This is a genomic window from Mycobacterium sp. NGS64, from assembly GCF_059812245.1.
Genome location: NZ_JCALCI010000001.1, coordinates 198,138 through 210,095 on the forward strand (window position 1 = coordinate 198,138; position 11,958 = coordinate 210,095).

The following is an 11,958-nucleotide window of genomic DNA, read 5'->3' on the forward strand; positions in this document are numbered from 1 at the left end:
CGGGGCCTCGGGTCAATGTCGGTCGCCGAGAATTAACCCCACCGCTAACGCCTGACTGGCACCCGGCTCGACCCGGGATCCACACCCTCGTACAAGAGGCCTGAGAAGAGAAGGTAAGCGCTGTGCCCACCTACGCGCCAAAGGCGGGTGACACCACGCGGTCGTGGTACGTCATCGACGCCACGGACGTGGTGCTTGGCCGCCTTGCCGTCGCGGCAGCCAACCTGCTGCGCGGCAAGCACAAGCCGACGTTCGCCCCCAACGTCGACGGCGGTGACTTCGTCATCGTCATCAACGCCGAAAAGGTCGCCCTTTCCGGCGACAAGCTGCAGCAGAAGCTGGCCTACCGCCACTCGGGCTATCCCGGCGGGCTGCACAGCCGCACCACCGGCGAGCTGCTGGAAAAGCACCCGACCCGCGTCGTGGAGAAGGCGATCGTCGGCATGCTCCCCAAGAACAAGCTCAGCCGACAGATGCAGCGCAAGCTCCGCGTCTATGCAGGTCCGGATCATCCCCACACCGCTCAGCAGCCGGTTCCGTACGAGATCAAGCAGGTGGCCCAGTGACCGAGACAACCGAGGCACTCGAAACCCCGGAGACCCCGGAGACCCCTGCGGCCGAGGCTCCCGCCGCCCGCCCCGCCGAGGCGTTCGTCTTCGAGCGGCCCATCCAGACCGTCGGCCGCCGCAAGGAGGCCGTGGTGCGGGTGCGCATCGTGCCCGGCACCGGCAAGTTCGACCTCAACGGCCGCAGCCTGGAGGACTACTTCCCCAACAAGGTGCACCAGCAGCTCATCAAGGCCCCGCTGGTCACCGTCGACCGGGTGGAAAGCTTCGACGTCTTCGCCCTGCTGCACGGCGGCGGCCCGTCTGGTCAGGCCGGCGCGCTGCGCCTGGGCATCGCCCGGGCGCTGATCCTGGCCTCGCCCGAGGACCGGCCCGCCCTGAAGAAGGCCGGCTTCCTCACCCGTGACCCGCGTGCCACCGAGCGCAAGAAGTACGGGCTGAAGAAGGCGCGCAAGGCGCCGCAGTACAGCAAGCGCTGATCAGCATCACTTTCTGGCCGCAAAACCGCATCGTGCGGCGTGTCTGCGCGCGTTCGTGCCTGGTTTCGGTCAGAAAAGAACGGGCACGTTAGGTGTCTGAGCGTCAACTGTGAGAGGTTTTACCGCATGGGTCGACTATTCGGCACCGACGGTGTTCGCGGGGTCGCCAATCGCGAGTTGACCGCCGAGCTGGCGTTGGCCCTGGGCGCCGCGGCGGCCCGGCGCCTGGCGAGTTCGGCCGGACCGGGCCGGCGGGTGGCCGTCATCGGGCGCGATCCGCGGGCCAGCGGCGAGATGCTGGAGGCCGCGGTGATCGCCGGGCTGACCAGCGAGGGCGTCGACGCGCTGCGGGTCGGGGTGCTTCCCACCCCCGCGGTGGCCTACCTGACCGGCGCCTACGACGCCGACTTCGGGGTGATGATCTCCGCGTCGCACAACCCGATGCCCGACAACGGCATCAAGATCTTCGGTCCCGGCGGTCACAAGCTGGACGACGCCACCGAAGACCAGATCGAGGAGCTGGTTGCGGCGGGACCGGGGCTGCGCCCCGTCGGCGCCGGGATCGGCCGGGTCGTCGACGCCGAGGATGCGGCCGACCGCTACTTGCGCCACCTGTCCAAGGCGAGCACGCTGCGCCTGGACGGCCTGACCGTGGTGGTCGACTGCGCCCACGGCGCGGCGTCGTCGGTGGCGCCGCGCGCCTACCGCGCGGCCGGGGCGCGGGTGATCGCCATCAACGCCGACCCCAACGGGCTCAACATCAACGACGGCTGCGGTTCGACGCACCTGGACGCGGTGAAGGCGGCGGTTGTCGAGCACCGCGCCGACCTGGGCCTGGCCCACGACGGGGATGCCGACCGGTGCCTGGCCGTCGACGCCACCGGCGAACTGGTCGACGGCGACCACATCATGGTCGTGCTCGCGCTGGCGATGCGGGACGCGGGCGAGCTGGCCTCCGAGACGCTGGTGACCACCGTGATGAGCAACCTCGGGCTGCACCTCGCTATGCGGTCGGCGGGCATCGCCGTGCGCACGACCGGCGTCGGCGACCGCTATGTGCTGGAAGAGCTGCGGTCCGGCGACTACAGCCTGGGCGGCGAGCAGTCCGGGCACATCGTGATGCCCGCGGTGGGCTCCACCGGCGACGGCATCGTTACGGGACTGCGATTGATGAACCGCATGGTGCAGACCGGCGCCTCGCTGGCCGACCTGGCCTCGGCGATGCGGGCGCTCCCGCAGGTGCTGATCAACGTCAAGGTGACCGACAAGGCCACCGCCGCCGCGGCGCCCTCGGTGCAGACCGCGCTGGAGCAGGCCGAGGCCGAACTGGGTGACACCGGCCGAATCCTGTTGCGCCCCTCGGGAACCGAGCCGATGATCCGGGTCATGGTGGAGGCACCCGAAGAGGATGTGGCGCAGCGGATCGCCAGCCGGGTAGCCGAAGCGGTGAGCGGCGCGCGCTGATCCCTCAGCGGGGAACCCCGGCGCGCCATCAGGCGTCGGATTAGGCATGAGATTCGATAGCTCGGCAGTGCTCAACGTCGCCGACAGGATGGACGCGGCCACCGATCTCCTCGACCGCGCGGTGGCAGATCACTTGGCGCGGTTGACTTTCGGCGGTGCGGTCGCCGGCCGGGCGCACACCGCGCGCGGCGACGCCCTGCGGGTGCAGCTGGAGCGACTGACGGCCGAGGTGGCGCGGTGGTCGCGCGCGGCGGCAGAGACGGCCGCGGCCTTGCGGGCCGGTGCCGAGAACTACGCCGACGCCGAGTTGTACGCCGCGGCGCGGATCGCCTGATCGTGGCCGACCGGTTGGACGTCGCGGGGCGCCTTGCCGAGGGCCGCTCCGCCGTCGAGCACACCGAGGCTTACGTGCGGGCCTGCCACGCGCTCGGGTATCAACATCCCGGCCTGACAGCGCATCCCGCCCAGATCCGCGAGTGGTACGACGGCGAAGACGGCCTGGACCTCCGCGCGCTCGACAGCGACTGCGCGGAATTGCGGGCCGCGGCCGCGGCGGTCATGGAGGCGCTCGGGCTGCAACGGGCGCAGCTTGCCGAGCTGGCCGGGGCGTGGCTGGGGTCGGGCGGGGACTCCGCGATTCGGTTCCTGGAGCGCCATTGTGATGCCGCGAGCGCGGTGGCCACCGAGGTCCGCGCGGCGGCCCAGCGGTGCGAGTCGCTGCGCGACAACCTTTGGTACCTGGTCGATTCCAAGGTCGCGACGGCCATCGCCATCGACGAGGGCACGCGGGCGCAGCGGCCGGCGTGGTTGGCCGCGGCCGCCGCGGTCACGACCGGGGCGGGGGACCGGGCCGGCGCCGAGGAGGTGGTCCGTCAGGAGATAACCCGGTACGTGGACAACGAGATCCGCGACGACTGGCTGACCACGATGCGTTCGACGGCCGAGGGGGTGGACACGTCCTACGCCATGGTGATCGACCGGATGGCCGCCGCGCCCGCGGCGTGCTTCGAGGTGCCCGGCGACCTCGGGCCCGCTCAGCAGTCCCACCCGCCGACGCCGCCGGCCGTGCCCCCGCCGGCCGCGGCGGGCTCGTCGGGCGGGGCGGTCGCGCCAACCCCGCTTCCCGCCCCGCCCGCGGATCCGGTTGCGGCGCCGGCGTTGTCGACCGCCCCACCGGCGTTGCCCGACATGGGGGCGGCGTCGGCTTTGCCCGCGGGTGAGGCGGGCGGCGGCCCGGGCGGGCTAGGCGGGCTCGGCGGGCTCGGCGCGCTGGCCAATCGGATCGTCGACGCCATGGGTTCGCTGCTGGGCCCGCCAGACGACGAGGCGGCCATCGACGACGTGTTCGACGACGGAGGGGATCCGTTCCGCGACCCGAAAGACGTTGCCGAGGAACGTGATTCGGAGGAGACGCAGCCGGTCCAGGACGCGCAGCCGGTCGATGAGCCCGCGGCACCGGCCGGCGACGCGCCGGCACCGGTCGACGCGCCGGCACCGGTCGATGCGCCGGCACCAGTCGACGCGCCGGCACCAGTCGCGGCGCCGCTGGAGCCAGCGCCGGCGCCGCCGGCGGTCGAGGCGTCGACGCCGTGCGAGATTGCCGCGGACCAGCTTCCGCAGGCCGGACCGTGACGGCTCAGGCGGGGCGCATCCGCAGTACGTCCCCGACGAATCCCATCGATTCGTCGGGGTCGGCCCCCAGCGGATTGACCAGCAGCGTCGTCACACCGGACTCGGCGAAGGCGGCCAGGCGTTCGGCGACGTATCCGCGGGGGCCGACGAGCGACATCCCGCGCACCAACTCGTCGGGCACCAACGCGGTGGCCTCGCGCTTGCGCCCCGACAGGTACAGCTCCTGGATCCGGTCCGCGACCTCGCCGAAGCCGTAGCGCGTGGCCAGGTTGTGGTAGAAGTTGCGGCCCTTGGCGCCCATCCCGCCGAGGTAAAGGGCGAGCTGCGGCTTGCTCCAGGCCAGCCGGTCTTCGACGTCGTCGCCGATGGCCAGCGACGCGTGCACCATCACGTCGAGCGGCCCCAGCGCCGGGTCGCGCTTGGCTGCGCCGGCGGCCAGCGCCTCGCCCCACACCAGATGGGCCTTGTCCGGGAGGTAGAAGACGGGCTGCCAGCCCTCGGCGATCTCGGCGGTGAGCTCGACGTTCTTCGGGCCCAGCGCCGCGATCGAAATTGGAATTCGTTCGCGCACAGGATGATTGATGAGCTGAAGGGCCTTGCCTAGTCCGGTTCCGCGGTCCGCGGGCAACGGGATCTGGTAGTGCTTGCCGGCGTATTGCACCCGCTCGCGGCGCCACACCTGGCGGCAGATCTCCACGATCTCGCGGGTGCGGCCCAGCGGCGCGTCGAACTCGACGCCGTGGAACCCCTCCATCACCTGCGGTCCCGAGGTGCCGATGCCGAGGCGAAACCGCCCGTCGGACACGAAGTCCAGGCCCGCGGCGGTCATCGCCAGCAGCGACGGCGTGCGGATGTAGATGGGCAACACCCCCGACGCCAGCTCGACGGTGTCGGTCTTGGCGGCCAGATACCCGAGCTGGCTGACGGCGTCGAAGGCATACGCCTCGGCCACCACCGCCACCTCGATGCCGGCCCTTTCGAGTTCGACGACGCGGTCGACGGCCTCGTGAAAGCCGCCCGAGTAATCCAGAGCGATCCCGATTCGCATCAACGACTCTTACCACGGGCGGCGCGGCGCGCCGTCGCCGGCATCTCAGCCCGCCGAGGTCCCTGTCCAGTACTCCGCGAAACGTTGACGGTCGGCGCTGAGGCGGAGGATGTCGTTGCCCGTGAACGAGACCGGGCCGTCCGCAGCGCGGCCCTGGCCGATCCAGCGGGCCGCGACCAGGTCGCCGTCGCAGAGCGGGCCGAGTTGTACCGCAAAGTTCAAGTCCGCCACCATGCTTCGCGTCTGCGCAACCGTCCGCTGAAGTTCGTCGGGTCCGTGGACGTCGCGGTCGGGCCAATGACCCACGAAGTCCTCGGTGACGATCTCGGCCGCGATCGGCCGGCCGGCCCAGAGTTCGGTGATCCAGCGGTCGTAAAGCTCATCCACGGACTGCATGGTCAGCGACTACCCGCTCGCCGGGCCGCAATCACGTCAGCGGCGCGACGACTTCAGGACGGGGGTTGTTGTGTCCGCCAAGCGTTCATTTTCGAGAACAGGTCGATGACCGAGCGGAGTTCGGATTCTGGCGTGTCATCGAGCAGGCCGGCCATGCGCTCGTTGATCTCCTCGTAGAAGGCGTTCACCTTCTTCAGTTTCGCGGGATTCAAGCGCACCAGCACGCTGCGGCGGTCGCGGGGGTTTGGCTCCCGCTTCACATAGCCGGCATTCTCCAGTCGGTCGAGCATCACCGTGACGCCGCCGGTGGTCAGCCCGGTGCAGCGGGCCAATTCGCCCGGTGTCGACGGCCCCATCAGGTCGAGCACATTGATGCATTGCATGTCGGTGAGGCGCAGGCCCACCCGGTCGGCGACTTGCTGGTTGTAGAGAATGCTCCCCGCGATGAACTGCCGGATGGTACGGACCAGCGTCTCGCGCAACTGGGCGTTCTTAGGGTTTGACATCGACCTCAACTCGTTTTAAAAAATAAGTATCTTATCGAGTAAGATACTTTCCCATCGAGGAGACTCTGGACATGACGGCACCGACGACGAAAGCGTATCGGGGGATCGGCATGGAGGGCGTGATCGCCCGCTGGTATGCCAAGAGCACCCGCAAGGACATCGAGCGCTTCCGCGCGCTGGCAGCGCGCCTGCGCGAGGTGGTGCCGCAGGGCGGCGAGGTGCTGGAGGTGGCGCCGGGACCGGGCTATCTCGCGATCGAATTGGCAAAGGATGGAACGCGTCGGGTGACCGGCCTCGACATCAGCCGGACGATGGTGGAGCTGGCACGCGACAACGCCGCCGCGGCGGGTGTCGAGGCCGACTTCCGCCGGGGCGACGCCTCCGCGATGCCCTTCGCGGACAACAGCTTCGATCTCGTGGCGTGCACTGCGGCGTTCAAGAATTTCACCCAACCGCACGAGGCGCTCGAGGAGATGCATCGCGTGCTGCGGCCCGGCGGCACGGCGCTGGTGGTCGACTTGCACAAGGACGTGCCGATGTCGGAAATCAGAAACTATTTCCGCGCCATGGGACTCGGGATGGTCGACCGCTGGGTGACCATCGCGACGTTTCGGTTCATGCTGCTGAAGCGAGCCTACTCGCGAGCGCAGTTCGAGCAGCTGCTCGCGGATATTCCCTTCCGGGAGAAGGAGATTCGGACGGAGGGGGTCGGCGTCGAACTGTGGCTCCGAAAGTGAAGTGACCGCTCGCTACTTCAGCAGCGCGACGACCTTCTCTTCGAGGGCGACCGGCTCGGCCTCGGGATCCACCGATACCGTCCGCGGCAGCTTCACGTCCGCATCGGCGAAGTCGCGATACTTCTTGTCACCGCCCAACGCGTAGAGCAGGTATCCGGTCAGCAGCGCCCGGACCGAGCGCTGGGTGCGTCGGTGCGGGCCCGGCAGCCCAACCACCTTCGTCAGTCGCCGACCCTCGACCAGCCCCCCGGGCTCGGCCTTGGCGACGACGCGCAGCGTGGCCGCGTCCCACGCGGTGTCCAGCGCCAGGGCGTTGGAGTTCAACGACTTCGGGTCGCCCGGCGCGGTCAGGATCAGGCCGGGGACCTTCAGCGCCGCGGCGGGCTGCTCGGCCGGGGGACTGGTGACCGCCGGGAAGAGCGCCGCGACGGCTGCGGGCTTGTCGGGCATCCCGGCCGCGGCGAACACGGCGGCCGAGCCGCCGAAGCCGTGGCCCACCACGCCGAGCTTGGCGGGATGCACGCTGATGTTGCCGGGCCCCAGGCGCACGCCCGTCACGATGTCGAGGGCGGTCGCGAGATCGAAGGCGAAATTCAGCACGGAGGGCGCCAGCCCGCGCTGGGTGTCGGGGGCGCCGGCGACGATGCCCCAGGAGGCGAGGTGCTCCAGCAGGCCCGAATAGCGGGCCGCGCCGGCGAGCCAATCATGGCCGAACGCGATGCCGGGTAGGTTGAGGCCGGCTTCGGGCGTGTAGACCACCCCTGGCAAACCGGCGAAGGCCAGGTCGCCGCGCAAAACACGGTGCGGGCCACGGCGGCTGAGGGCTGCGACGAGCTTGCGGGTGCGGGCCACGCGTCGACGTTAGCGCATGGCGTCTTAGGCGATAACCTCGATCAAGCCGACCCGCCACAGCACCGCGTAGAGCTGGCGCAGCGGGATGCTCAGCAAATGCGCGGCGGCGTCCGCCAAGGGGTCGCCCCCGGCGCCGATCGGCGACCGGCGGGGCCGCTTCGGCGACGGCTTGACGGCCGCTCGGGTCGCGGGCGGGCTGGTCGCCACGTCGTCGTACAGAACAGCGGTCATGATTCCCTCCTGGAAGCTGTTACGCGGGCGAAAGATTCAAGAGTTGTCTTTATCTGAATGCGGCACTCGCCCGATATTCAATTTGCTTTTGCGTTCACGGATTGCGGAAAATGACGCGCCTACGGGTTAGCTGTACAGTCGTCATTCGTGATCTGGCGAGTGTCAGTGCCGTCCCTTTCCGCTGGCCCGATGCCATAGATTTCGCTGTTCGCACTACTCCCCGGTGGTTGCCAGTACTAGCCGATGTCGCGAAGCTTAAATGCACAGTTCGCTGCGGCAATGACGCGCCCGAAAACGTCGGTAATACATCAGGTGAAATGAGCTTCGGGTTTATGAATAAGGCATGAATTCAAATGAACCCCCGGTGACGTCGGGGGGTCGGGGCCTGGCGTGGGATTCCGGTCCGCGGCGCCGCCCTGACGGCGGAGTGCCCGGGTTAGCCCCAGGTCAGCCGCGTAAAAGCGGCTTGCGGGGATGCCTGCCGTACCCTAGTCAGAATGTGCGGGATCGTCGGCTACGTCGGGCAGCGCCCGGCCTGCGAGGTCGTCATGGACGCGCTGCGCCGGATGGAGTACCGCGGCTACGACTCGTCGGGAGTCGCCCTGGTCGACGGCCACGGCAAACTCACCGTGCGGCGACGTGCCGGCCGGCTGGCCAACCTGGCGGCGGCCATCGAGGAAACGGCCACGACGGCGCCGGAATCGCTGGCCGGTACCACCGGCCTGGGCCACACCCGCTGGGCCACCCACGGCCGGCCCACCGACCGCAACGCGCACCCGCACCGCGACGCCGCGGGCAAGATCGCCGTCGTCCACAACGGCATCATCGAGAACTTCCCGGCCCTGCGCCACGAGCTGGAGGCGGCCGGGGTCGAGTTCGCCAGCGACACCGACACCGAGGTCGCGGTGCACCTGGTGGCGCAGGCCTACCGACACGGAGCGACCGCTGGTGATTTCCCGGCCTCGGTGCTGGCGGTGCTGCGCCGGCTCGAGGGCCACTTCACCCTGGTGTTCGCCAACGCCGACGAGCCGGGCACCATCGTCGCCGCCCGCCGCTCCACCCCGCTGGTGCTTGGGATCGGCGACGGCGAGATGTTCGTCGGCTCCGACGTGGCGGCCTTCATCGAACACACCCGCAACGCCGTCGAACTCGGACAGGACCAGGCGGTCGTGATCACCGCGGACGGCTACCGCATCACCGACTTCCACGGCAACGACGACGCTGCGAGTGCCCGTGTCTTTCATATCGACTGGGACCTGGCCGCGGCCGAAAAGGGCGGCTACCCCTACTTCATGCTCAAGGAGATCGCCGAGCAGCCCACCGCGGTCGCCGACACGCTGCTCGGGCACTTCGTCGACGGCCGGATCGTCCTCGACGAGCAGCGGCTCTCCGATCAGGAGCTGCGCGAGATCGACAAGGTCTTCGTGGTCGCCTGCGGCACCGCGTACCACTCGGGGCTGCTGGCCAAGTACGCGATCGAGCACTGGACCCGGCTGCCGGTCGAGGTCGAGCTGGCCAGCGAATTCCGCTACCGCGACCCGGTGCTGGACCGCAGCACCCTGGTCGTCGCCATCTCGCAGTCCGGGGAAACCGCCGACACCTTGGAGGCGGTCCGGCACGCCAAGGACCAGAAGGCCAAGGTGCTGGCGATCTGCAACACCAACGGGTCACAGATCCCGCGCGAGTGCGACGCGGTGCTCTACACCCGCGCCGGCCCGGAGATCGGCGTGGCCTCGACGAAGACCTTCCTGGCGCAGATCGCCGCCAACTACCTGGTCGGCCTGGCGCTGGCGCAGGCCCGCGGCACCAAGTACCCCGACGAGGTCGAGCGCGAGTACCGCGAGCTGGAGGCGATGCCCGACCTGGTGGCCCGGGTGCTCGCGACCATCGAGCCGGTCGCCGCGCTGGCGCATCAGTTCGCGCAATCGTCGACCGTGCTGTTCTTGGGCCGGCACGTCGGCTACCCGGTGGCGCTGGAGGGCGCGCTGAAGCTGAAGGAACTGGCCTACATGCACGCCGAGGGGTTCGCCGCCGGCGAGCTCAAGCACGGCCCGATCGCGCTGATCGAGGACGGCCTGCCGGTGATCGTCGTGATGCCCTCGCCCAAGGGGCAGGCCACGCTGCATTCCAAGCTGCTGTCCAACATCCGCGAGATCCAGACCCGCGGGGCGGTGACCATCGTCATCTCCGAGGAGGGCGACGACACCGTGCGCCCCTACGCCGATCACCTGATCGAGATCCCCTCGGTGTCAACGCTTCTGCAGCCGCTGTTGTCGACCATTCCGCTGCAGGTGTTCGCCGCGTCGGTCGCGCAGGCCCGCGGCTACGATGTCGACAAGCCGCGAAACTTGGCCAAGTCCGTCACCGTCGAATAGTCTCTCCGCGCGGACAATTCATCCGAGCGAAGGGGAGGCACTTGTCGGCTGATGGTCCGTCGCCGCGTGGGAGACGCTTCGGAAGGGTCTTGATCATCGGCCTGGTGGTCCTCTTCGTTGCGACCTATGCCATCACGGTGGGGCTCTACTCCAAGTCCGGGTGCGGCTGCCCCCGCCAGGTCACCGACGGCCGGCCGACGCCCGACGGCACTACGGTGACAATCGATCTGCAAGAGCTTCAGTCGGTGAAGGGCGGCCTGACCGGCAACGTCACCGTGTCGCCCGGGCCCGAGCTGCTGGATCCGCTGACGGGCGGCCTCAAGGACGACCTCACCGTCGCGGTCCACTCGGCGGTGTCGCCCACCCGGCGCACCTGGTCGAAGGGCATGGTGCCGGGCGTGATTCCCGTCCCGCTGACCATCACCGGGGACCCGTCGGATTACCCGTTCGACCACTACCACTCGGGGCCGATCACGGTTGACCTTCTGCACGGCGCCTCCCAAGTGCCGCAACGGGCGTCGGTGACGTTCGTCGACCGCCTTCCGGGTTGGCGTGTCGACATACCCGTCAGCGGCAAAGCGGATCTGCCCGCGCCCTACCGGGTCGAGTTGCACCGGTCGCCGAGCACGGTGGCCTTCGCCGCCGTCATCGTCGCCATGCTGATCGCGCTCGCCGGGATAGGCCTGTTCGTCGCCCTGCAGACGGCGCTCGACCGGCGCAAGTTTCAGCCGCCGATGACGACGTGGTATGCCGCGATGCTCTTTGCGGTGATGCCGCTGCGCAACGCCCTGCCCGACTCGCCGCCCATCGGGTCATGGATCGACGTGACCGTCACGCTGTGGGTGATCGTCGCGTTGGTGAACGCGATGCTGCTCTACATCTACTGCTGGTGGCGCCACCTGCGCCCGGAGCCGTCTTAGCCGAAGTTTCACCGCGCCACGCCCGGCGTGCCAAAGTGGACCACGTGGCGAACGCATCGGTCGGGACACGGCTGCGGCGCATCTGGCTCGCGGTGTGGCGTTTCGTCATCACCGCGCCGCTGACCTACACCTGGCTGGTGGTGCTGGCGATCACGACGATCATCCAGAACGAGTTGCCCGGCCGGCAACTGCACTCTGTGCTGTTGCACCGCTCCACCAACATTCACGCGCTCGGCACCGACCCGCTCGACGTGCTGTTCTCCAGCCTGCTGTGGATCGACGGCAAGAATTTGGAACCATACCTGCTGCTGTTCTCCCTGTTCCTCGCGCCGGCCGAGCACTGGCTGGGCCAGTTGCGTTGGCTCACAATAGGATTGACCTCCCACATCCTGGCTACCTATATCAGCGAGGGCATCCTGTACTTCGCGATCGAGGAGCACGAGGCGCCGGAACGGCTGGTGCACGCCCGCGACATCGGGGTCAGCTATTTTCTGGTCGGCGTGATGGCGGTGCTGACCTATCACATCGCGCGACCCTGGCGCTGGGGCTATCTCGGCGTGCTGCTGGTCATCTTCGGTTTCCCGTTGCTGACGATGACCCGCCACGGGGTGAACTTCACCGCGATCGGTCATTTCGCCGCGATCCTGATCGGGCTCTGCTTCTATCCGATGGCGCGCGAGCGCAAGCGCCCGGCGCTGAATCCCGCGAAAATCAGGGCGGCTTTCCGGCGAATCGGAACGCGCGAGGGGTAG

At 69.0% G+C, this 11,958-nt stretch carries 14 protein-coding genes; 9 read left to right on the forward strand and 5 right to left on the reverse strand.

Annotated features, from left to right (window positions below; all coding sequences use genetic code 11):
• Window positions 1–122: 122 nt before the first annotated feature.
• From rplM to AC5Y4S_RS01015, 5 genes are all read left to right on the forward strand, one after another.
• A complete protein-coding gene (gene rplM, locus AC5Y4S_RS00995) occupies window positions 123–566 on the forward strand; it encodes a 50S ribosomal protein L13 (RefSeq protein WP_500029236.1) in 444 nt (147 codons plus the stop codon).
• Window positions 563–1,045 (forward strand): 30S ribosomal protein S9, encoded by a 483-nt coding sequence (gene rpsI / locus AC5Y4S_RS01000; protein WP_500029237.1) that lies wholly within the window; start codon window positions 563–565, stop codon window positions 1,043–1,045. The genes rplM and rpsI overlap by 4 nt, the downstream gene beginning before the upstream one ends.
• Before the next feature lie 126 nt (window positions 1,046–1,171).
• Complete coding sequence (gene glmM, locus AC5Y4S_RS01005) at window positions 1,172–2,509, forward strand: phosphoglucosamine mutase (protein WP_500029238.1); 1,338 nt, start codon at window positions 1,172–1,174, stop codon at window positions 2,507–2,509.
• A 46-nt stretch (window positions 2,510–2,555) separates the two neighbouring features.
• On the forward strand, window positions 2,556–2,843 hold the full coding sequence (locus AC5Y4S_RS01010; protein WP_500029239.1) for a hypothetical protein: 288 nt from the start codon (window positions 2,556–2,558) through the stop codon (window positions 2,841–2,843).
• Window positions 2,844–2,845: 2 nt separating this feature from the next.
• The gene (locus AC5Y4S_RS01015) at window positions 2,846–4,141 is read left to right on the forward strand and encodes a hypothetical protein (RefSeq protein WP_500029240.1); all 1,296 of its coding nucleotides are present in this window, start codon (window positions 2,846–2,848) and stop codon (window positions 4,139–4,141) included.
• 4 nt (window positions 4,142–4,145) lie between these two features.
• On the opposite strand, the gene AC5Y4S_RS01020 is transcribed toward AC5Y4S_RS01015, so the two are convergent.
• From AC5Y4S_RS01020 to AC5Y4S_RS01030, 3 genes are read right to left on the reverse strand one after another with little or no spacing between them, the layout of a single operon-like run.
• Window positions 4,146–5,189, reverse strand: coding sequence for an LLM class F420-dependent oxidoreductase (locus AC5Y4S_RS01020; RefSeq protein ID WP_500029241.1), 1,044 nt, complete (start codon window positions 5,187–5,189; stop codon window positions 4,146–4,148).
• 45 nt (window positions 5,190–5,234) lie between these two features.
• Window positions 5,235–5,585, reverse strand: a complete 351-nt coding sequence (locus AC5Y4S_RS01025) for a nuclear transport factor 2 family protein (protein ID WP_500029242.1) — start codon at window positions 5,583–5,585, stop codon at window positions 5,235–5,237.
• Window positions 5,586–5,638: 53 nt separating this feature from the next.
• A complete protein-coding gene (locus AC5Y4S_RS01030; protein ID WP_500029243.1) occupies window positions 5,639–6,067 on the reverse strand; it encodes a MarR family winged helix-turn-helix transcriptional regulator in 429 nt (142 codons plus the stop codon).
• A gap of 95 nt (window positions 6,068–6,162) precedes the next feature.
• Between AC5Y4S_RS01030 and AC5Y4S_RS01035 the strand changes: the two genes are divergently transcribed.
• Window positions 6,163–6,828, forward strand: a complete 666-nt coding sequence (locus tag AC5Y4S_RS01035) for a class I SAM-dependent methyltransferase (protein ID WP_500029244.1) — start codon at window positions 6,163–6,165, stop codon at window positions 6,826–6,828.
• 12 nt (window positions 6,829–6,840) lie between these two features.
• Here the strand turns inward: AC5Y4S_RS01035 and AC5Y4S_RS01040 are convergent, their stop codons facing one another.
• On the reverse strand, window positions 6,841–7,680 hold the full coding sequence (locus tag AC5Y4S_RS01040; RefSeq protein WP_500029245.1) for a dienelactone hydrolase family protein: 840 nt from the start codon (window positions 7,678–7,680) through the stop codon (window positions 6,841–6,843).
• Window positions 7,681–7,704: 24 nt separating this feature from the next.
• A complete protein-coding gene (locus AC5Y4S_RS01045) occupies window positions 7,705–7,911 on the reverse strand; it encodes an Rv1535 family protein (RefSeq protein ID WP_500029246.1) in 207 nt (68 codons plus the stop codon).
• A gap of 497 nt (window positions 7,912–8,408) precedes the next feature.
• Between AC5Y4S_RS01045 and glmS the strand changes: the two genes are divergently transcribed.
• Genes glmS through AC5Y4S_RS01060 form a run of 3 tightly spaced genes read left to right on the forward strand, consistent with a single transcriptional unit; the run spans window position 8,409 to window position 11,958 of the window.
• A complete protein-coding gene (gene glmS / locus AC5Y4S_RS01050) occupies window positions 8,409–10,286 on the forward strand; it encodes a glutamine--fructose-6-phosphate transaminase (isomerizing) (protein WP_500029247.1) in 1,878 nt (625 codons plus the stop codon).
• A gap of 41 nt (window positions 10,287–10,327) precedes the next feature.
• Entirely contained in the window at window positions 10,328–11,206 is an 879-nt protein-coding gene (locus AC5Y4S_RS01055; protein ID WP_500029248.1) for a DUF4436 domain-containing protein, read from the forward strand.
• Window positions 11,207–11,250: 44 nt separating this feature from the next.
• The gene (locus AC5Y4S_RS01060) at window positions 11,251–11,958 is read left to right on the forward strand and encodes a rhomboid-like protein (protein WP_500029249.1); all 708 of its coding nucleotides are present in this window, start codon (window positions 11,251–11,253) and stop codon (window positions 11,956–11,958) included.

Coding starts and splice junctions, on each gene's coding strand:
- AC5Y4S_RS01020 (WP_500029241.1), bottom strand. CDS start 5,189: ATGCGAATCGGGATCGCTCTGGATTACTCGGGCGGCTTTCACGAGGCC.
- AC5Y4S_RS01045 (WP_500029246.1), bottom strand. CDS start 7,911: ATGACCGCTGTTCTGTACGACGACGTGGCGACCAGCCCGCCCGCGACC.
- AC5Y4S_RS01025 (WP_500029242.1), bottom strand. CDS start 5,585: ATGCAGTCCGTGGATGAGCTTTACGACCGCTGGATCACCGAACTCTGG.
- AC5Y4S_RS01010 (WP_500029239.1), top strand. CDS start 2,556: ATGAGATTCGATAGCTCGGCAGTGCTCAACGTCGCCGACAGGATGGAC.
- glmS (WP_500029247.1), top strand. CDS start 8,409: ATGTGCGGGATCGTCGGCTACGTCGGGCAGCGCCCGGCCTGCGAGGTC.
- glmM (WP_500029238.1), top strand. CDS start 1,172: ATGGGTCGACTATTCGGCACCGACGGTGTTCGCGGGGTCGCCAATCGC.
- AC5Y4S_RS01035 (WP_500029244.1), top strand. CDS start 6,163: ATGACGGCACCGACGACGAAAGCGTATCGGGGGATCGGCATGGAGGGC.